Source organism: Bradyrhizobium sp. KZN70725 (assembly GCF_055264925.1).
Genome location: NZ_JBUYWT010000059.1, coordinates 1 through 19,408, shown reverse-complemented (window position 1 = coordinate 19,408; position 19,408 = coordinate 1). Strand labels below are relative to the sequence as shown.

The window sequence follows — 19,408 nt, the reverse complement described above, 5'->3', positions numbered from 1 at the left end:
TTCGGTGGATCCTCGCCAGTGGCTTTCGACGCTGCTCCGGATGTCAACGAAGCGTTCCAGTTGAGAAAGCCGTCGCCCGCTGACGGCCCCGCGGTTACCCGCCTGGTCGCAGCCTGCGCGCCACTGGACTCCAATTCCGCCTATTGCAACCTCCTCCAGTGCACGCACTTCACGGACTCCTGCCTCGTTGCGGAACGTCACGCGCAAATTCTAGGATGGGTTTCAGGTTATCGCCCGCCTTCGGAACCGAACAGCTTCTTCGTCTGGCAGGTCGCGGTCGCGAAGGCGGCGCGCGGCAAAGGCCTTGCTCAGCGCATGATCAACGCGCTGCTGGATCGCCCTTCCGCCGAAAGTGCCAAGTATCTCCTCACCACAGTGACCGACGACAACGCTCCATCCTGGGCATTGTTCAACGGACTGGCCCGCGCGTGGGGCGCTCCGCTGATCCGCAGTGTGATGTTCGAGTGCGACGCGCATTTCGCCGGTAAGCACGCCACAGAGTGGCTGGCCCGCATTGGCCCCCTGCCAAACCGACAGCCCGGAGCCAGAGATCAGGAGAACTGACGACATGACCACAACAACCACACTTGCTCGCCATACACGACCCAAGCCGACCAGCCATATCCCGAACCGATCCATTTACGAACGCCGGGAGTCGGTCGTGCGGAGCTATGCGCGCACCATGCCGCGCCAGTTCAGCCGAGCTGACAATGTCTGGATGTATGATAATCAGGGCGGACGCTATCTAGACTTCCTGTCGGGATGCTCGACGCTTAATTACGGACACAATCATCCCGCGCTGAAGCAAGCGCTGATCGACTACATCTCGACTGACGGCATCACGCACGGGCTTGACCTGCATACCGACGCCAAGGCGGAGTTCCTCGAAACATTCGAGTCGCTGATTCTGAAGTCACGCGGGCTGGACTACCGCGTGATGTTCACCGGACCGACCGGCACTAACGCGGTCGAGGCCGCCATCAAACTGGCCCGCAAGGTGACCGGCCGTGGACTGGTGATCGCTTTCACGAACGGTTTCCACGGCATGACCCTCGGTGCGCTGGCCTGCACCGGCAATGCCGCCAAGCGCACCGGCGCGGGCGTACCACTCAGCCATGTCAGCCACGAGCCTTACGATGGCTATCACGGCCCGGATCTCGACACCGCCGCGCTGCTGGAACGGCGGCTGTCCGACCCTTCCAGCGGGCTCGATGCGCCGGCCGCGATTCTAGTCGAGACGGTTCAGGGCGAAGGCGGTCTCAACACCGCATCGCCGGATTGGCTGCGTGCAATCGCCGATATCGCAAAACGCCACGGCGCACTCCTTATCGTCGACGATATTCAAGCCGGATGCGGACGCACCGGTCCGTTTTTCAGCTTTGAAGGCATGGGTTTTACGCCCGACATCGTCACCATGGCAAAATCGCTGTCCGGCATGGGGCTTCCCTTCGCGCTGACACTGTTCCGACCCGAGTTGGATCAATGGTTGCCCGGCGAACACAACGGCACGTTCCGGGGCAACAATCACGCCTTCATCACGGCCACCGCGTCTCTGCGGAACTTCTGGAAGGATGACGAGTTCGAGCAGGACGTCCAGCGCAAGGGACGATTGCTCGCACGACGCCTGGATGCCATCGCTTCTGGATTCGGCCTTTCGACACGCGGCCGCGGCATGATGCGCGGCATCGACGTCGGGTCCGGTGAAACTGCCGATGCCATCACCAGCGCCTGTTTTGCCGCCGGACTCATCATCGAAACGAGCGGCGCACACGACGAAATCGTCAAGGTGCTTGCACCTCTCATTATCGACGACGCCGCTCTCTCGGCCGGCCTCGACATCATCGAGGAGTCGGTCCGCGCGGTGCGGACCGGCAGCTACGGCATTGCAGCCGAATAACGAAAGGAAAGAACAATGATCGTTCGTCAACTCCGCGACATTCAAAAGACCGATCGTCTCGTCAAATCGAAGGGCTGGGACAGTGCCCGCCTTCTGCTCAAGAGCGACGGCATGGGCTTCTCTTTCCACATTACGACGATGTACGCGGGCGAAGAACTCAAGATGCACTACCAGAACCATCTCGAGGCGGTTTTCATACTGAAGGGAACCGGGACCATCGAAGACCTCGGGACCGGCGAAACGCACAAGCTCGCACCGGGCATCATGTACGCCCTCAACAAGAACGACCAGCATATCGTTCGCCCGGACACTGACCTCCTGACGGCCTGCGTGTTCAACCCGCCGGTCACCGGCCAGGAAGTGCACGATGAGACTGGTGCCTATCCGACTGATGTCGAAGCGCCGCGCGAGGCGGCCGTTAACTCCTGAAACAACTGAAAGAGGGAAAGGCATTGACAGACATTTACCCATCCCGTCTCACCTCGGAGGCCCAGATGCTTCCGCGTCTCGATCCCGTTATTCATAGCGACTGGAGCGAGAGCGCACCGCTAACGCGGCAGCAGGCCGAGCAGTTCGATCGCGATGGCTTCCTCGTGCTCAAGGATGTCCTCTCTCCCGAGGAAGTCGACCACCTGCAGACGCAGGCAAAGAAACTGCTATCGAGCCCTAACGGCCTCAATCCGGAAACGATCATCGCCGAGCCGGACAGCCAAGAAATCCGTTCGGTCTTCGAGATCCACTCTCAGAGTAGAGTGATCGGGCGCCTCGCCGCCGACGCACGCTTGTCAGGCATCGCTCAGTTCCTGCTGAACGACAAGGTCTACATCCATCAGTCACGCCTGAACTACAAGCCCGGCTTCGAAGGCAAGGAGTTCTACTGGCACTCCGACTTCGAGACTTGGCACGTGGAAGACGGCATGCCGCGCATGCGAGCACTCTCCATGTCAGTCCTGCTGGCGGAAAATACGCCGGACAATGGCCCCCTGATGCTGATGCCCGGATCGCACCGCGTCTTCCTGACCTGTATTGGGGCGACGCCGGAAGACCACTATCGCACGTCACTGAAGAAGCAGGAGTATGGCGTGCCCGACCGGCAAAGTCTGACCGAGTTGGCGCACCGCCACGGCATCGTGGCGCCGACCGGTAAGGCGGGCACGGTGGTGATCTTCGATTGCAACACGATGCACGGATCGAACGGCAACATCACGCCATTTCCACGCGCTAACGCGTTCTTCGTCTATAACGCCGTGAGCAACCGGCTGCAGGCGCCATTCGGCGTCAAAAAACCGCGGCCGAGCTTCGTTGCCGCGCGCAGCGACCCGAAAGCTCTCGTGCCTCAGCACGGCCCGTTGATGGAGGATGCTCTCGCATGAGCGGTTTTCATAGTGTCGAGAAGATCGGCGGCACATCGATGGCCGCGACTGGCACGCTATTCGACGACGTTCCGATCGCGGAGCGCAAGGGCGAGGACCTTTACAATCGCGCCTTTGTCGTCTCCGCCTATGCCGGGATGACTGACCTGCTGCTGGAGCACAAGAAGACCTACGAGCCTGGTATCTATGCACGCCTTGTTGCCGATGACGGCGCGGACGGATGGCGTCAAGCGATGGCCGACAGCGACATCGCTTGGCCAGGCTTGGTGTTCGATGCGCTCCGAGCCCTCGATAACGTACGAATCGACGTGATTGCGACGCGGCATCAGATTCGCAATGCTGACGTTCAGTTCGTCGTGACCGTTTGCCACTTCGATGCTAGCGCTAGGGTTCTGCATCGTGTCCCGGTGGAGGCCGACGGGGAAGCGGAAGGCCGGCGCGCGGCCTGACGGCGCGCGTCGCAATCGTCATGCTTGCGGCAATCTCCCCGGTTCGTAGCCTGCTGCTCGCCATCTTTATGCTCATGGCGGGAAGCGGGTTTATGGCGACGCTACTGAGTTTGCGGCTCGAGCGGGCGGGACAGGGCACGATCGTGATCGGCGCGGTGGCGACCGCCTATTTTGCCGGGCTGGTCGTCGGAGCCCTGCGCTCGGGGCGTATCGTCCGGCGCGTGGGACATATCCGCGCCTTTGCGGCGTTCGTTGCGCTTCTCTCCGCGAGCACGCTCGGCTACGCGCAAATCATCCATCCCCTGCTCTGGTCGGGACTGCGGCTGATCGACGGCTTCTGCGTCGCCGGCGTCTTCGTCTGTCTCGAGAGCTGGCTAAACGAACGCGCTGACGCGGCCTCGCGCGGCAGCATTCTAGCGGCCTACATGGTTGCACTATATTGCGGACAGGCGGTGGGACAGTTGCTGCTTGGAGCCAGCGGTGATTTGCCTGCTGTTCCGTTTCAACTAGCGTCAATGCTAATCTCGCTCGCGATCATTCCACTTTGTCTCACACGCAACTCGGCGCCGCCGCCTGCCGAAGCCGCGGCGTTCGGAACCCGAACACTCTTTGCCGCATCACCCCTCGGTGCTGTCGGAGTAATGACGACCGGCTTGATGTTAGGGGCATTTTACGGATTGGCCGCAGTGCAGGTTCGACGCCTAGGGTTCGATTTATCGCAGACAGCCCACTTCATGATGATCGTGATTCTTGGCGGCGTGATCCTGCAATGGCCGCTCGGACGCATTTCCGACCGCTATGATCGTCGCCAGGTCATCGTGCTCAGTTTCGCGGCAACCCTGTGTATCAGCTTGGTCATCTCCTTTCTCTCGTCGGTCGGCCCGTGGCTGCTGATTCTCGGAACAATGTTTGGTGGTCTCAGCTTTGCGCTCTATCCACTCTGCGTGGCCCATTGCAACGACCGTCTGCACGCCGCACAACGTATCGCCGCAAGCGGACGGCTGGTGCTGTTGTATTCCGTCGGCGCCGCGCTCGGGCCGATCGGTGGAGCGATATTCATGACAGGCTGGAGCAGAGGCGGGCTTTTCCTTTTCATCGCCCTTTGCGCCGGCGGCGCGGCCGCGTTCGGCATGTGGCGGCAGACGGCAACCCCACCTGTTCCTGCACCCGAGCAGCAGGACTTTCAGATTCTTCCACGCACGACGCCGATTGCATCGCTGCTTGACCCCAATACGCCCGACGCAGCGGTGATCGGAGAACAGCAATCGTGAATGCCTCTGTTTCCGCACCTGATCCAACTGCTGATCGCGCCACGTTGCGCCGTGCGATTGCCGCCTCTGCCGTCGGCAATGCGACGGAATGGTTCGACTACGGCATTTATGCGTATGGCGTGACGTACATTTCCGCGGCACTGTTTCCCGGAGACGTCGGGGAAGCGGTGCTTTTTGCGTTGGCTACGTTCGCGATCTCCTTCCTCATACGGCCGCTAGGCGGGATATTCTGGGGATCGCTGGGAGACCGGGTGGGCCGAAAATCCGTGTTGGCGCTAACGATACTGCTGATGTCGGGCGCGACGCTGTGCGTCGGGCTTATTCCCTCCTACAACAGCGTCGGCTTCTGGGCGCCACTGTCGCTCGTTCTTCTCCGCATCGTACAGGGCTTTTCGACCGGTGGCGAATACGGCGGCGCCGCGACGTTCATGGCCGAGTACGCTCCCGATGACCGACGCGGCTTTTATGGGAGTTTCCTGGAGTTCGGAACGCTGGCCGGCTTCTCGCTGGGCGCATTCCTGATGTTATCCTTCTCGCTCTTTCTGGGTGATCAGGCGATGCACGACTGGGGATGGCGCGTTCCGTTTCTGGTCGCCGCGCCAATGGGCCTCGTCGGCGCGTATCTGCGCGCGAGAATGGAAGATACGCCGGTCTTCCGTGCCCACGAAACCGCAAGCCAGGCACGATCCTCACCAGGCCTGATCGCCCTTCTGGCACGTCACCGGCGTCCTATGCTCGTCGTCGGCGGCCTGGTGGTTGCGCTCAATGTCGTCAATTATACGCTGCTCAGCTACATGCCAACCTATCTTCAGAGCCGCATCGGCCTGTCGCCGGATGAGGCGCTTGCGGTGCCGCTCCTCGGCATGCTGTTCATGATGCTGTTCCTGCCATTTGCTGGCCGGCTCTCGGACCGAATCGGGCGCCGTCCGATGTGGAGCTTCTCCCTGATCGGGTTGTTTCTGCTGGTGGCCCCTCTCTACATGCTCATGGGCACGGGCCTCGTCGGCGCCTGTGTCGGCTTCATTCTGCTCGGGCTGCTCTACGTACCGCAACTCGCGACCATTTCGGCGACTTTCCCGGCCATGTTTCCCACCCACGTGCGTTTCGCCGGCTTCGCCGGCGCTTACAACATTTCGACATCCATTTTTGGCGGCACGGCGCCGGCAATCAACAGCGGCCTTATCTCTGTTACCGGGAACGAGCTGATGCCGGCCTATTACATGATGGCTACATGCGTTGTTGGGCTGATCGCGCTGCGCTTCATGCCGGAGACAGCTGGACGGACTCTTTATGAAGATCCTTTCGCGCGATAGGCTCTAGCTAGCACGCCAAACTTCCGAGACCGAGGAACGGCTGGAGCGCCTTTATGCGGCCATTGAGACCGGCGCTATCGACGGTACCGATGGATCCGGATCCCTCAAGAACCGGATCGCCGCGTTGATGGCAAGCCGGGGTAGGGCCGTTGTGGCTCTCCATTATGCGAAGAAGTCGAGTGCCCCCCCCATCCGGATTGACCCGATCGCTATCGATCGGTTCACCCGCCTGATGCGTCAGCAACTCGTGTCGGGCGACGTCGCTGCTCGGAAGGCCTATCTCGCAAGCGTGGTCGACGCGATCATCGCGTCGGAGGACCGTCGGCTCAAATGACAGCATCCGGTCCGTTTTCGGCCGAAAGGGTCAACCCAAACCTTGGTTTCATAAATCTGTTCAGGAGTGGTGCCCAGGGGCGGGATCGAACCACCGACACTGCGATTTTCAGTCGCATGCTCTACCAACTGAGCTACCTGGGCATACCCGCGGGGCCGAAAAGGCCGGAGCGAGCGGGCGGTTTATAGAGAGGTCGGAGCGTCGTGTCCACCCGCCTTCGCCAAAGGCTTCGCCGGCCGCGGCCCGCCCGGCACTCTTTCCCCAACTTGTTGGGAAATCTTGGCTATTCCGGGTCCTCCGCGTCGTCCTCGCGGCCGGGCACGACATAGCGGCCGGTCAGCCAGCGGTTGAGATCGACGTCGCGGCAGCGCGCCGAGCAGAACGGGCGGAAGGCCTGCTCGACGGGCTTGCCGCAGATCGGGCAGGCGCGCGGGGTGGCAGAGGGTATGGCCTTGGGCGTTCGGGCTTGGTCGGTCATGGCTGAGCCGGAGTTTACATCATCTGCCGCATGTTCCGCTGCGTTCCCTCCCTGCTTACGGGTAGGGCAATCGCATATGCGTCTTCGCCGGCCGCGCAGGTGCTTGGCCTCGTGGCTCGAGACGGCGGCCTCGCCCGCAAGCGCAGGGCGATAGCCTCGGAGCGAAGGGCGTCTCCGCGATTTCTGGATAATGGAAGAATGCCGCTGATTTGCCCGACGAGTCAAGTTGTCGTGTCGAACGCCCGCAGCCGCCGGCTACTTTGCATGGGGTTGTTTTCGATATTTTGGCAGCGCGCCCCTGCGGCAGGCTATCGCGTCCGGCTATCGGCCTCGTTGCATAGCCCGGCCATGACGATGTGGAGCAGTTGGGGTGGGGTCTCATCGCGAGTCGTTCACGAGGAAAGAGCCCCATCCGTATCGCATCTGCGATGCGATACGACCTCAGTGGATACCTCACACCGCGACGGAGTTGAGCCAGCCGTGGCGGATCGGAAAGCCCTCGCCGCCGAGCAAGGTCACGGTCTCGTAGAGCGGCAGGCCGACCACATTGGTGTAGGAGCCGACCATCTTGACCACGAACGACCCGGCAATGCCCTGCACCGCGTAGCCGCCGGCTTTGCCGCGCCATTCGCCGGAGCCGATATAGGCCTGGATGTCGTCCTCGCTGAGCCGCTTGAAGCGCACGCGCGTTTCGACCAGGCGCTGACGGAATGCCTCGCGCGGCGTCACCACACAGATCGCGGTGTAGACGCGGTGATTGCGGCCCGACAGCAGCCGCAGGCACTGCGCGGCCTCGTCGACCAGATTGGCCTTGGGCAGGATGCGGCGGCCGACCGCGACCACGGTGTCGGCGGCAATGATGAAGGAGCCGCGCAGGTCGTCGTCAAGATGCACCGATTTCAGCGCCGCGTCGGCCTTGGCGCGCGCCAGGCGGTTGGCGCAGGCGCGCGGCAACTCGCCCCGCCGCGGAGTCTCGTCGACATCGGCCGGGCGCAGCGCATCGGGCTCGATGCCGGCCTGGTTGAGCAGGGCCAGCCGCCGCGGCGAACCGGAAGCAAGAACGAATTTGGGACGGCCTAGCATGCGGGCTTTTGGGCTGAATCGGGGGGACAGACGCGGGCGGAACCTATCGGATGGGGCATGGATGCACAACCTTGGAACCGGCCGCGAATCGCGCCCCCGCCTGAGACCAGGCCCCATAAGCACAGCTGTTTGTCAGTCTGGCGACAAGCGGCGGTTCTGCGAATCGGAACAAGCTGGTCCCCTCGCCTCGCCGAGCCTCACAGGTTTGCCGCGCCGGCCCTGGCAAAGCGGCGGCGGATGCGCAGCAACAGGCCGTCGCAGACCTCGCGGTAGGCGGCGAGCTTCTGCTCGCGGTTGCCGCTGGTGCCGGTCGGATCCTGCGTCGGCCAGTATTCGACATCGGCGGCGAGCGTGCGGGTGAGATCCAGCGCCCTGTGGTGCGCCTCCGGCGACAGCGTGATGATGAGATCGAAGTTCAGCCCCTCCCAGTCCTCGAGCTCCTCGAAGGTTTGCGGCTTGTGGCTGGAAATGTCCTGGCCGAGTTCGGCCATGACCGAGACGGCGAACGGGTCGAGCTCACCCTTCTTGACGCCGGCCGAGCGGACATAGAGGCCTTGCGGAAACATCTGCTGCAGCAGGCTTTCGGCCATCGGCGACCGCACGCTGTTCAGGCCGCATGCGAACAGCACGGCCTGGGGGTTGCGCGCGCGCGGCGCTTCCATGCGATCAGGCTTTTTTCGATCGGGGTACGCCCCCGTCAATCACCGCTTCACCGATCATGCGCCACTTCGATTGGCGCATAATCTGATCCGAAAACCGGTATCCACTTCTCGGGATCATGCGCCTTCACCCTTCCAGTGCAGCACAGTGATCAGCGTGAACAGCCGCCGCGCGGTCTCGAAATCGACGCGCACCTTGCCCTTGAGCCGCTCCTGCAGCGTGCGCGAGCCCTCGTCATGGATGCCGCGGCGGCCCATGTCGATCGCCTCGATCTTGTCCGGCGTCGCGGTCCGGATCGCCTGATAGTAGCTGTCGCAGATCATGAAGTAGTCCTTCACGACACGGCGGAACGGAGTCAGCGACAACAGATGCGCGACCACCGGCGCGCCGTCCTCCTTGCGGATATCGAACATCAGCCGGTTGCCGGTGATCGCGATATGCAGGGTGTAAGGCCCCGGCCCGGCGGCGTCCTCGGGCGCGAACAGGTTCTGCTCGATCAAATCGTAGATCGCGATCGCCCGTTCATGCTCGATATCGGGCCCGGAACGGCCGATCGATTCCTCGTCGAGCGTCACCGCGACGATGCGATTGTTGGAATCCTCGTCGTCTGGTGGCTTGTTCATGAGAGGTTGAGGCGCAATCCGACGGAACGTGAATGGGCATCGAGACCCTCGGCCTGGCCGAGCGTCATCGCGGCGGGCCCGAGCGCACGGAGTTGATCCGGCCCGCACCGCAGGATCGAGGTTCGCTTCATGAAGTCAAGCACCCCGAGGCCCGAGGAGAACCGCGCCGAGCGCGCGGTCGGCAGCACATGGTTGGAGCCGCCGACATAGTCGCCGATCGCCTCCGGGGTATGGGCCCCGAGGAAGATCGCCCCGGCGTTGCGGACCTTGTCCGACAGGCCCTCGGCATCCGCGGTCATGATCTCGAGATGCTCGGCCGCGATCGCATTGGCGAGCTCGACCGCGTCGTCGAGTTTTGCCACCTTGATCACGGCACCGAAGTCGTTCCACGAGGTGCGGGCGATCTCGCCGCGCGGCAAGGTCGCTAGCTGCGTCTCGACCGCGCGCTCGACGTCGGCGGCGAGCCGTGCACTGTCGGTGATCAGGATCGACTGCGCGCTGACGTCATGCTCGGCCTGGGCCAAGAGGTCGGCCGCGATCCAGTCGGCATTACCGGTGTCGTCGGCGATGACCAGCACCTCGGAGGGGCCGGCGATCATGTCGATGCCGACCTTGCCGAACACCAGCCGTTTTGCCGCGGCGACATAGGCGTTGCCGGGGCCGACGATCTTGGCGACCGGCGCGATTGTCGCGGTGCCGTAGGCCAGTGCCGCCACCGCCTGGGCGCCGCCGACGCGGTAGATTTCCGAGACGCCGCCGAGATGGGCGGCGGCGAGCACCAGCGGGTTGAGCTTGCCGTCCGGCGCCGGAACCACCATCACCACCCGCGGCACGCCGGCGACCTTGGCCGGCACCGCGTTCATCAGCACCGAGGACGGATAGGCCGCGGTGCCGCCGGGCACGTAGAGGCCGACCGCATCGACCGCGCTCCAGCGCCAGCCGAGCTCGACGCCGGCGGCATCGGTGAAGCGCTCGTCCTTCGGCAACTGGCGGCGGTGGAAGGTCTCGATCCGGTCGCGCGCGAACCTCAGGGCCTCGACGGTCTTGGGGTCGCAGGCCGCCACCGCGGCGTCGATCTCGGCTGCGGTAATGCGCAGGCCGGCCGCGTCGATATCGAGCCGGTCGAACTTTTTGGTCGCCTCGAGCAGCGCCGCGTCGCCGCGGGCCGCCACGTCGTCGACGATCGTGCGGGTGGCGCGCTCGACGTCGGCCGACACCTCGCGCTTGGCCGCCAGGAAATCGCGGAATCGCTGCTCGAAATCGGCGCTCTGTCGGTCCAGGCGAACGGGCATGACGGCTTTCTTAGGAGGAATTCGGGTCCCTGCTCAATGGCGCGACGGATAATGGCCGTCAACCCTTGGGGGATGTCATTCCGGGATGGTCCGAAGGACCAGACCCGGAATCTCGAGATTCCGGGTCTGGTCCGGAGCCTGTCATCGGGCCGCGCCTTGCGCGGACCCGTTGGGACCGCCCCGGAATGACGTGCCCAATCACCCCGGCGCCACGCCGAGATCGTCGATGCCCAGATCGGTCAATTCGCACTCCAGGCACTCGACATCCAGCCGCAGCGCCCCACCATGGCCGAACATCAGGAGCGCGCTGCCGCCCGGCGGGTCGGAGGCATAGAACTCGATCCCGAGCAGTTCCAGGGTGGCTTCCGGGACTTCCAGGTCGATATTGCGCGACTTGCATGCCAGCACCCGGTCGAACCTGAGCGCGGCGATCAGCCGCCGCGAGCAGGCGCCGCCCGACAGGGTCTGCTCCCAGTCCAGCCGGTTCAGGCCGACCACGAGCCGCTTCTCGTCCTGGCGCCAGACGATGTCGGAGGGCTGGACGTGGGCGTCCTGCACATGAGCCGAGATGACCGCGAGGTCATCGGCATCGAGAGCAATCAGTTTCAGCGGCGCGGGTGGGGACATGACGGTGGTTATAACGCCTCGCGGCCCGGGAGGTACCAAGAGACCTGGCGAAATCGCCGCGCGAGGGAACCGGCCCACCACGCTTCAGAGGCGATTGATGTCCTCGCTCTCCAGCACCGGCCTGGGGTAGCCGTCGCGGGCGACCTTCAGCATGGCGCGGCCGAGCTGTTCCGATGTCGTCATGTAGCTCGGGGCGACCCGCACCAGAAAGGAAAGCAGCGGCGAGGTCGCGAGATAGATCGCCTGCACCCAGCCGGTCTTGGAGCGGACGCCATGCAGCGGCTGGATCCCGGCAGGCCGGAACATGTAGGCGGCCTTGAACGGCAGCTTGAGCAAATCGTTCTCGGTCTTGCCCTTCACCCGCGCCCACATCAATGGGCCGCGCTCGGTGGAATCGGTGCTACGCCCCGTGACATAGGTGAACACCATGCCGGGATTGAGCCGCGCCAGCACCGTCGCCGCGGCCAGCGTGATGTCGTAGGTGAGATGGCGGTAGCGTGCCTCGTCCATGCCGATCGAGGAGACGCCGAGGCAGAAGAAGCAGGCGTCGTAGCCGGCAAGCTGAGGCTCGATCGCGCTGTAATCGACGAAATTGTCGTGGATCAACTCGACAAGCTTGGCATCGCGCTGCCCGGTCGGGCTGCGCCCAACCGCGAGCACGCGCTCGACGCCGGGATCGAGCAGGCATTCGCGCAGCACGCCCTGCCCGACCATGCCGGTCGCGCCGAACAGGATGACCTTCATCTCGATTGCCCTGCTGCCGCCCGATCCGTTCAGGCGGCGGTTGCGACCTGATCAAACGATACACCGGTCAGCGCCGCCGAGATATCCCATAGCCGCTGCGCTACCGCGATGTCCCTGGCGTGCGGCATGATGCGCGCCGGCGCAGGTGGGCCCTTCAACTCGTAGAACCCGTTGGGCCCGTAATAGCCGCCCGGCTGGGCCGCGGCTGAGGTCGCCGCGAACAGCGTCGGCAATGCGCCCGCCGCCGCGGAGTGGCTCATGATCGGCTGCAAATATCGACCGAACCGCCACGACAGGCTGTCGGTGCCGGGACCGTTCGGGATCAGCTCGGTGCGCGCGTAGCCGGGATGCGCGGCATTGCTCATCAGTCCCCAGCCGTTGATCGCACTGCGACGCTGCAGTTCGAGCGCGAACATCAGCATCGCAAGCTTCGACTGGCAGTAGGCGCGCCACGGCGCGTAGGAACGGCGGGCCTGCAGATCGTCGAAATTGATGACGCCGGAGCGATGCGCAAGGCTGGAAAGATTGACGACGCGGGTGTTGTGGCCGCGGCGGAGCTGCGGCAACAGCAGCGCGGTCAACGCATAGTGGCCGAGATAGTTGGTGCCGAACTGCATCTCGAACTCGTCAGCGGTGACCTGCCGCGTCGGCAGCGACATCACCGCGGCATTGTTGATCAGGAGATCGAGCGTGGTATGCGTGGCGGCGAAGCGCCCGGCGAAATCGGCAACCGATGCGAGGTTCGCGAGGTCGAGCGTTTCATAGGTCACCGCGGCATCGGGAAGCTGCGCGCGGATTCGCGCCAGCGCGTCCTGCCCCTTGGCGCCGTTGCGGCCGGTGAGCACGACATTGGCGCCGGCGCGCGCCAGTTCCAGCGCGGTCTCATAGCCGAGTCCGCCGGTAGCGCCCGTGATCACGGCGGTCCTGCCGCCCTGCCGCGGAATGTCTGCAGTGCTCCAGCCGGTCATGCTTATATCTCCTTGCGACACGATTCGGGTTTCTCGTCGGGTTCCTGCGGGTCCAGCCGCATCCGACGAAATGTGCACTAAGTGCATTTTTGCAAGGGGTGAAAAATTGCAACGTCCGGCGCCCGCGCGCAAACCGGCCAGGAAATCGGCCAAGAAACCGGTCAAGTCGGCGCAATCCAAAGCGAATCCGGCGCCGCCGGCGGCGGGCCTGCGCGCACGCAAGCGGCAGGAGACCCGGGAACGGCTGACCAAGGCGGCGATGATGCTGTTTCTCGAGCGCAGCTTCGAGGCGACCACGCTCGACGACATCGTCGCCGCCGCCGACGTCTCGCGCCGCACCTTCTTTCACTATTTCGCCTCGAAGGAAGACGTGGTGCTGGCCTGGCAGGAGGACGGTACCGCGGCACTGATCGCAGCCGTTGCGGCGCGCCCGGCCACTGAATCCATGCTGCAGGCCGCCGAGAACGCCATCGCCGACATGGTCAAGCAGATCGACCCGCGCGAGGCGGTCGCGCTGGCGCGGCTGAAGCGCGACAATCCAGCGCTGCAGGCGCGCGATCAGGCCAAATATGAAGGGCTTGAGCGCGAACTCGCCAACGCGTTGCTCAAGCGCGCCAACCACAGGAGCGACCGGATGAAAGCCCGGCTGGTCGCGATGATCACGACCGGCGCGATGCGCGTCGGCAGCGAGCTCTGGGCCGACGATGGCGCCCGCGAGAAGCCGGACCTGGTCGCCAAGCGCCTGTTCGCCGCGATCCGCGCGATTTTCGAGTGAGCCAGCCGATCACGGCGCTTCCGAAACATAGTCTCCGTAAGGCGAGCACATGCTTCGGACTCCTCCCCCTTGTGGTAGGGCAATCGCATATGGCCGTTTGAGGCGATCGGAGTTCCCACAAACTCGTCATGCCCGAGCTTGTCCCGGGCATCCACGTCTTCGTTTCCACGCGAAGAGAAGACGTGGATGGCCGGGACAAGTGTTTAGCCCGGCCATGACGGCGCGGAAGAATCGGTTCATTCCGTATGCGATTGCCCTGCCCCTTGTGGGGAGAGGAGTGAGCCACCGGGCGAGGTGGATTGAGGCTGCGCAATGTTGAGACGCGCGGCGCAGAGCACAGCCTCTCTCACCTTCAGCCCTTGATGAACGCCAGCAGGTCGGCGTTGATCGTCTCGGCCTCCGTCGTCGGCATGCCGTGCGGAAAACCCTTATAGGTCTTCAGCGTGCCGTTCTTCAGAAGCTTGGCCGAGAGCGGGGCGGAGTCGGCGTAGGGCACGATCTGGTCGTCGTCGCCATGCATCACCAGCACCGGCACGTTGATCTTCTTCAGATCCTCGGTGAAGTCGGTCTGCGAGAACGCGACGATGCCGTCGTAATGCGCCTTGGCGCCGCCCATCATGCCCTGCCGCCACCAGTTCTGGATCACGGCTTCCGACGGTTTTGCGCCGGGCCGGTTGTAGCCGTAGAACGGCCCGGCCGGCAGGTCGCGGTAGAATTGCGAGCGATTGGCGGCGAGTTGAGCCTGCAAGCCGTCGAATACCGACTTCGGCAAGCCGCCGGGATTATTCGCCGTCTGCACCATCAACGGCGGCACCGCGCTCAGGATCGCCGCCTTCGCCACCCGGCTCTCGCCGTGGCGGGCGATGTAGTGCACCACCTCGCCGCCGCCGGTGGAATGGCCGACATGGACGGCGTTCTTCAGATCGAGATGCGCGGTGACGGAAGCGAGGTCGTCGGCATAGTGATCCATGTCATGACCGTCGGCGACCTGGGCGGAGCGGCCGTGGCCGCGGCGGTCATGGGCGACGACGCGAAAGCCGTGCCCCACGAAGAACAGCATCTGCGCGTCCCAGTCGTCCGACGACAGCGGCCAGCCATGGCTGAACACGATCGGCTGGCCCGAGCCCCAATCCTTGTAGAAAATCTCGACGCCGTCTTTGGTGGTGATGGTGGGCATTTGATTGCTCCTCTTGTTGCCAATGCGTCATTCCGGGGCACGCGAAGCGTACCCGGAATCTAGAGATTAGATTGCGAGATTCCGGGTTCGACGCTGCGCGTCGCCCCGGAATGACGAGGTGTTGTCAGATCAGGCGAACGTGACCGCCCTGAACCGGCGCCAGGCACCGATGGTCACCAGGACGAAGAACACCAGCACGATGCCCTGCACCACGGCAAAGACCGGCCCGGATGGCGGGTTCGGCGGCACGGCTGGCGCCAGCGCCTGCAACGCCGGCACCTTGAGGAAGCTCTGGATGACCAGCACGAAGACGTTGAGATAGAGCGAGACCATCGCGGTCACGATATAGATCGGACGCCAGGCGCCCTTGAGCTGCATCGCATAGAGCGCAATGCAGGCGATCGCGAGCAGCACCAGCGAAAGCCCGCCGATGATGTGCGACGGCAGCAGCTTCTCGGTCACCAAAGGCGGGATCACGAAGCCGGTGGCGCTGGTCAGGATCGTGAGCGCGAGGAAGATCGCGGTCAGCCCCGGCATCGCGCGCGAGCCGAGCAGCCCGAACATCACGAGCACGCCGGCGACGATTGCAATCAGGCTGATAATGACGTGCACGAGCACCAATGTCGTCATGTGGCGCACTCCCCGTTGAGACCCGCGTGCGAGGTTACGATGCGTGACGGAAAATTGCTACATGCTTCGATGGCAGGACGGCCGACATCCCATCAAAAATTGCCGGCGCGGGCGATTGCTGAAAATTTTCGCACATATGTCACACGATGCGGCACGTGCGCCGTGCGAGAAGCCTCATCAATAATAGCGCGGGATCGGTCCGTTATGCGGCGTCTTGCGCTTCGACAGGTCGAACAGCACCTCGTCGACATAGCACCAGCCCCAGCCTTCCGGCGGATCGTAGCCCTCGATCACGGGATGGCCGGTGGCGTGGAAATGCGCCGTCGCATGCCGGTTCGGCGAGTCGTCGCAGCAGCCGACATGGCCGCAAGTGCGGCAGATGCGCAAATGCAGCCAGCGGCTGCCGCTCTTCAAGCATTCCTCGCAGCCAAGCGCACTCGGCGTGACATCCTGGATGCCGGCGATATGGGTGCAGCCTTTCGTCATTTTTCGGCCCTTACCTGTCGCAGCTATCTGATCCGTCATCCTGAGGTGCGAGCTCTTGCGAGCCTCGAAGGATGCACGGCCACACTGTGGCCGATTCATCCTTCGAGACGCCGCTTCGCGGCTCCTCAGGATGACGGGAAAACGTTTGCGTGCGTCGCATCGACGTTGCTACAGTGTGTGATCACCCGCGTCAGCGAGATAGCCGTGCAGCGCGGCCACCACCTGAGCGCCCTCGCCGATCGCGCCGCCGACGCGCTTGACCGATCCGGAGCGGACGTCGCCGACCGCGAACACGCCGGGCACCGTGGTCTCGAGCAGCGGCACGGCGCGCGCGCCTTCGCCGGTCTGCACGCCGGTCATCACGAAGCCGCCGCGGTCGACCTGCACCCCGCAGCCCTCGAGCCAGCCGGTCGCCGGATCGGCGCCGACAAACAAAAAGAGATTGCGGATATCCATGGTGAACTCGTCGGGCGCGAGCCGGCTGCGCCAGCGCACCCGCTGCAGCGTCTCCGCGCCGTCGAGCCCGATCACCTCGGTGTTGAACATCAATTCGATATTCGGCGTCGCCTCGATGCGCTCGATCAAATAGCGCGACATGCTGGCTCCGAGCCCGCCGCCGCGGATCATCATGTTGACCTTGCGGGCATGCGCCGACAGGAACACCGCCGCCTGCCCCGCGGAGTTGCCGCCGCCGACCAGCACGACGTCCTGGTTGGCGCAGAGCCGCGCCTCGATCGGCGAGGCCCAGTACCAGACGCCGCGGCCTTCAAACGCATCGAGATTGTCGATCTCGGGCCGGCGATAGCGCGCCCCGCTGGCGACCACCACGGATTTCGCGCGCAGCGTATGCCCGCAGGCGGTGTCGAGCACGAATGCGCCGGACGCTTTCGTGCAGTCGAGCGATTTGATCGAGACCGGGATCAGCATCTCGGCGCCGAATTTCTGGGCCTGGTTGAAGGCGCGCCCGGCCAGCGCCTGGCCGGAGATGCCGGTCGGAAAGCCCAGATAGTTTTCGATGCGCATGCTGGCGCCGGCCTGGCCGCCGAAGGCGCGGGAATCGAACACCGCAACCGACAGGCCTTCCGACGCCGCATAGACCGCGGTGGCAAGCCCGGCCGGGCCGCTGCCGACCACGGCGACATCGTAGAGTTTTTCATGCGCGCTGTTGCCGATCATGCCGAGCGCCATCGCAAGCGCGGTCTCGGACGGATTGCGCAGCACCGTGCCGTTGGGACAGACCACCAGCGGCAGCTCGGCGCGCGTCGGCGAATAGCGCGCGACGATGTCGGCGGCATCCTTGTCGGTCTCGGGATCGAGGAGGTGGTGCGGCTGGCCGTTGCGCGCCAAAAAATTCTGCAGCGACGCCATGTTGCCGACCGAGGCGGGGCCGATCAGCACCGGCCCGCCGGCGCCGCCCTGGATCAGGCTGACGCGGCGCAGGATCAGCGCGCGCATGATGCGTTCGCCGAGATCGGCCTCCGCAACCAAGAGCGCGCGCAGCCGGTCGGGCGGCAGCAGCAGCGTCTCGACCACCCCATCGGCATGGCCGTCGACCAGCGCCGGGCGGCCGGAGAGCTGGCCGATCTCGGCGAGGAACTGGCCCGGTCCCTGGTCGATGATCGGCGCGACATGGCCGAGGCCGTCGCGCTGGGTGATCGAGACATTGCCCGACAGCACCACGAACATGCCGGGCCCGGGCTTGCCGGTCTCGAACAGCGCCTCGCCGTCCTGGTATGAGCGCGGCTCGCCGAAGCGGCGCATCCGCTCGATCTCGTGCGCGGTCAGGGTCGGAAAGGTCTGCTCATGGCGCGGGAAGGCGTAGGCGGTTGCGCTCAGCCGATCGATCGTCGTCTCATCTACAGCCATCTCGGCAACCCGCTTCCTTATAACAATGCGCACGAACCGGGTTAACGGCGCGGCTCGTTTCCGCCGGCGTCATCTGGTGAGCCGCCATCTAGCGAACCATGGGCGGCTTCGGAAGAGGCCGCATCGTCACGACCGCGCGCCTGCGATTTCCGCCGCTTCAGGTTTTCGCGCAGCGCCAGCTTGAGACGATCCTGTCGTGAATCCTTCACGCGGGCTCCGGCCTGCCCGCCGCCTCTGTCCTGGTCGCCTGTCATTGCATAACTCTCGAACCGCCGCCGCCCTGCGCAAGGGGAGGATAGGCCGAGCATAGCCAATGGCGGATGCCCGCGCACCCTGCCCGGTCGGCCAGTTGCGGCGATATGATTCGGCGGCAAGCGCGGATCGGGATAGTTTCGGCGCAATCGGGAACCCAATCCGGCCGAAATCGGCCAGATTGGCCGGAATCATCGGCGAGGCGGTCGATTTCTGCCGATTTCAAGGGCGGCAGGGGCGCTGTTTCGCTTGCGCCAAAGGGAGGCCTGTGGCAAGAACCGCCCGCTTGGACGGGCCCTTGGGGCCGATTCAATTTTTCCCGGGCATGCTGCCGTAGCTCAGTGGTAGAGCACTCCATTGGTAATGGAGAGGTCGACAGTTCAATCCTGTCTGGCAGCACCAGGATCTTCGCAAACGATGGCAGTCGCAGGCACGCGGTGCGCCCGCGTGCGCTGGAATCAACGCGCCAGCAGCACACCCATCCCGCCGATCGTCAGCACGACGTAGAAGGCGAACACACTGCCGACCCATTTCCAATCGATCTGATCGTGTTCGGGGCTGAGGCTTTCGATGATGCCGTGCATGATGGTTTCCTTTAGAACTCGCCTGCGTGGCGTATAACCCGCGCCTCGAGCACATCATGTGACTCACTTCACATTTTGCCATCGCGGAGCGGACCAAGCGTGACCGGCCCAGAACTGAAGAAACTGCGCGAACATCTCGGCGAGGCGCTGGGCCGCGAGCTGACGGCGGCTGACATGGCAAAGCTGTGCGGGCTATCGGCCGCCGGCGGCGCCGAAAAACTGCGCAGGTGGGAAGTCACCGGCCCGACCCCGAAGGTCGCCGCCCTGCTGCGCGTGCTAGCGATGGCGAGCGAGCACTATCCGATCCTGGAGAAGTTCGACGTGTTCGATCGCCACGACGTCCCGGTCAAGGATCGCGCCGCCCGCCGCCAGGCGTTCCGCGAGCAGATGCGCGACGATGTGCGCAAGCGCCTGGCCTAATCTTACTGTGTCATAAGTGGATCGGCGGGTCGCGCCCTTTGATGAGCCGGATGCAGCAAGGACACCTTTGCATGCGGCCGAGGAGCGCGACGCTCAAGCGGCGTCG

The 19,408-nt window shown here is 64.2% G+C and carries 23 protein-coding genes and 2 tRNA genes; 10 read left to right on the top strand and 15 right to left on the bottom strand.

Annotated features, from left to right (window positions below):
• Positions 1 to 18 precede the first annotated feature (18 nt).
• From ectA to ACZBJS_RS35020, 7 genes are all read left to right on the top strand, one after another.
• The gene (ectA, locus tag ACZBJS_RS35050; protein WP_225160841.1) at positions 19 to 564 is read left to right on the top strand and encodes a diaminobutyrate acetyltransferase; all 546 of its coding nucleotides are present in this window, start codon (positions 19 to 21) and stop codon (positions 562 to 564) included.
• A 4-nt stretch (positions 565 to 568) separates the two neighbouring features.
• Complete coding sequence (gene ectB, locus ACZBJS_RS35045) at positions 569 to 1,897, top strand: diaminobutyrate--2-oxoglutarate transaminase (RefSeq protein ID WP_253638567.1); 1,329 nt, start codon at positions 569 to 571, stop codon at positions 1,895 to 1,897.
• Between the two features lie 15 nt (positions 1,898 to 1,912).
• Positions 1,913 to 2,326 carry an ectoine synthase gene (locus ACZBJS_RS35040; RefSeq protein WP_076827282.1) on the top strand — a complete coding sequence of 138 codons (414 nt, stop codon included), beginning with the start codon at positions 1,913 to 1,915 and terminating at the stop codon, positions 2,324 to 2,326.
• Positions 2,327 to 2,391: 65 nt separating this feature from the next.
• On the top strand, positions 2,392 to 3,270 hold the full coding sequence (thpD, locus tag ACZBJS_RS35035) for an ectoine hydroxylase (protein ID WP_283812345.1): 879 nt from the start codon (positions 2,392 to 2,394) through the stop codon (positions 3,268 to 3,270).
• Positions 3,267 to 3,719, top strand: a complete 453-nt coding sequence (locus ACZBJS_RS35030; protein WP_316398584.1) for a hypothetical protein — start codon at positions 3,267 to 3,269, stop codon at positions 3,717 to 3,719. Before thpD ends, ACZBJS_RS35030 begins: the two co-directional genes overlap by 4 nt.
• A 20-nt stretch (positions 3,720 to 3,739) precedes the next feature.
• The gene (locus ACZBJS_RS35025; protein ID WP_456855151.1) at positions 3,740 to 4,990 is read left to right on the top strand and encodes an MFS transporter; all 1,251 of its coding nucleotides are present in this window, start codon (positions 3,740 to 3,742) and stop codon (positions 4,988 to 4,990) included.
• Positions 4,987 to 6,303: an MFS transporter gene (locus tag ACZBJS_RS35020; RefSeq protein ID WP_316398582.1), complete on the top strand. Its 1,317-nt coding sequence runs from the start codon at positions 4,987 to 4,989 to the stop codon at positions 6,301 to 6,303. Before ACZBJS_RS35025 ends, ACZBJS_RS35020 begins: the two co-directional genes overlap by 4 nt.
• 401 nt (positions 6,304 to 6,704) lie before the next feature.
• Here ACZBJS_RS35020 and ACZBJS_RS35015 read toward each other — a convergent pair.
• The 9 genes from ACZBJS_RS35015 to ACZBJS_RS34975 all read right to left on the bottom strand — a co-directional run bounded on the left by ACZBJS_RS35015 (position 6,705) and on the right by ACZBJS_RS34975 (position 13,112).
• A tRNA-Phe gene (locus ACZBJS_RS35015) sits at positions 6,705 to 6,780 on the bottom strand.
• A 140-nt stretch (positions 6,781 to 6,920) separates the two neighbouring features.
• Positions 6,921 to 7,115, bottom strand: coding sequence for a DNA gyrase inhibitor YacG (gene yacG / locus ACZBJS_RS35010; protein WP_057018155.1), 195 nt, complete (start codon positions 7,113 to 7,115; stop codon positions 6,921 to 6,923).
• 453 nt (positions 7,116 to 7,568) lie between these two features.
• The gene (locus ACZBJS_RS35005; RefSeq protein WP_018269043.1) at positions 7,569 to 8,198 is read right to left on the bottom strand and encodes a Maf-like protein; all 630 of its coding nucleotides are present in this window, start codon (positions 8,196 to 8,198) and stop codon (positions 7,569 to 7,571) included.
• Positions 8,199 to 8,395: 197 nt separating this feature from the next.
• The gene (locus ACZBJS_RS35000; RefSeq protein ID WP_076828053.1) at positions 8,396 to 8,860 is read right to left on the bottom strand and encodes an arsenate-mycothiol transferase ArsC; all 465 of its coding nucleotides are present in this window, start codon (positions 8,858 to 8,860) and stop codon (positions 8,396 to 8,398) included.
• A 114-nt stretch (positions 8,861 to 8,974) separates the two neighbouring features.
• Positions 8,975 to 9,481 carry a UPF0262 family protein gene (locus ACZBJS_RS34995; protein WP_316398580.1) on the bottom strand — a complete coding sequence of 169 codons (507 nt, stop codon included), beginning with the start codon at positions 9,479 to 9,481 and terminating at the stop codon, positions 8,975 to 8,977.
• A complete protein-coding gene (gene hisD, locus ACZBJS_RS34990) occupies positions 9,478 to 10,773 on the bottom strand; it encodes a histidinol dehydrogenase (protein WP_316398578.1) in 1,296 nt (431 codons plus the stop codon). Before hisD ends, ACZBJS_RS34995 begins: the two co-directional genes overlap by 4 nt.
• Positions 10,774 to 10,971: 198 nt before the next feature.
• Entirely contained in the window at positions 10,972 to 11,400 is a 429-nt protein-coding gene (locus ACZBJS_RS34985; RefSeq protein WP_057018152.1) for a DUF2948 family protein, read from the bottom strand.
• 84 nt (positions 11,401 to 11,484) lie between these two features.
• Positions 11,485 to 12,144: a Rossmann-fold NAD(P)-binding domain-containing protein gene (locus ACZBJS_RS34980; protein ID WP_253638532.1), complete on the bottom strand. Its 660-nt coding sequence runs from the start codon at positions 12,142 to 12,144 to the stop codon at positions 11,485 to 11,487.
• 29 nt (positions 12,145 to 12,173) lie between these two features.
• On the bottom strand, positions 12,174 to 13,112 hold the full coding sequence (locus tag ACZBJS_RS34975) for an SDR family oxidoreductase (RefSeq protein WP_316398576.1): 939 nt from the start codon (positions 13,110 to 13,112) through the stop codon (positions 12,174 to 12,176).
• A gap of 106 nt (positions 13,113 to 13,218) precedes the next feature.
• Between ACZBJS_RS34975 and ACZBJS_RS34970 the strand changes: the two genes are divergently transcribed.
• Complete coding sequence (locus tag ACZBJS_RS34970) at positions 13,219 to 13,887, top strand: TetR/AcrR family transcriptional regulator (protein ID WP_410469810.1); 669 nt, start codon at positions 13,219 to 13,221, stop codon at positions 13,885 to 13,887.
• Between the two features lie 352 nt (positions 13,888 to 14,239).
• Here ACZBJS_RS34970 and ACZBJS_RS34965 read toward each other — a convergent pair whose 3' ends face one another.
• The 5 genes from ACZBJS_RS34965 to ACZBJS_RS34945 form a co-directional block, all read right to left on the bottom strand.
• Entirely contained in the window at positions 14,240 to 15,064 is an 825-nt protein-coding gene (locus ACZBJS_RS34965; protein ID WP_050382324.1) for an alpha/beta fold hydrolase, read from the bottom strand.
• A gap of 129 nt (positions 15,065 to 15,193) precedes the next feature.
• Positions 15,194 to 15,694, bottom strand: a complete 501-nt coding sequence (locus ACZBJS_RS34960; protein ID WP_057018160.1) for a hypothetical protein — start codon at positions 15,692 to 15,694, stop codon at positions 15,194 to 15,196.
• Between the two features lie 177 nt (positions 15,695 to 15,871).
• Complete coding sequence (locus ACZBJS_RS34955; protein WP_057018148.1) at positions 15,872 to 16,180, bottom strand: UBP-type zinc finger domain-containing protein; 309 nt, start codon at positions 16,178 to 16,180, stop codon at positions 15,872 to 15,874.
• Between the two features lie 168 nt (positions 16,181 to 16,348).
• Positions 16,349 to 18,046, bottom strand: coding sequence for an FAD-dependent oxidoreductase (locus tag ACZBJS_RS34950; RefSeq protein ID WP_316398573.1), 1,698 nt, complete (start codon positions 18,044 to 18,046; stop codon positions 16,349 to 16,351).
• A 41-nt stretch (positions 18,047 to 18,087) separates the two neighbouring features.
• Complete coding sequence (locus ACZBJS_RS34945; protein ID WP_194295391.1) at positions 18,088 to 18,300, bottom strand: hypothetical protein; 213 nt, start codon at positions 18,298 to 18,300, stop codon at positions 18,088 to 18,090.
• Positions 18,301 to 18,625: 325 nt separating this feature from the next.
• Here ACZBJS_RS34945 and ACZBJS_RS34940 point away from each other — a divergent pair.
• A tRNA-Thr gene (locus ACZBJS_RS34940) sits at positions 18,626 to 18,700 on the top strand.
• A 56-nt stretch (positions 18,701 to 18,756) separates the two neighbouring features.
• On the opposite strand, the gene ACZBJS_RS34935 is transcribed toward ACZBJS_RS34940, so the two are convergent.
• Positions 18,757 to 18,882 (bottom strand): hypothetical protein, encoded by a 126-nt coding sequence (locus tag ACZBJS_RS34935; protein WP_256527829.1) that lies wholly within the window; start codon positions 18,880 to 18,882, stop codon positions 18,757 to 18,759.
• A gap of 99 nt (positions 18,883 to 18,981) precedes the next feature.
• Between ACZBJS_RS34935 and ACZBJS_RS34930 the strand changes: the two genes are divergently transcribed.
• Positions 18,982 to 19,302: a hypothetical protein gene (locus ACZBJS_RS34930; RefSeq protein WP_076830928.1), complete on the top strand. Its 321-nt coding sequence runs from the start codon at positions 18,982 to 18,984 to the stop codon at positions 19,300 to 19,302.
• The last annotated feature ends 106 nt before the right edge of the window (positions 19,303 to 19,408 follow it).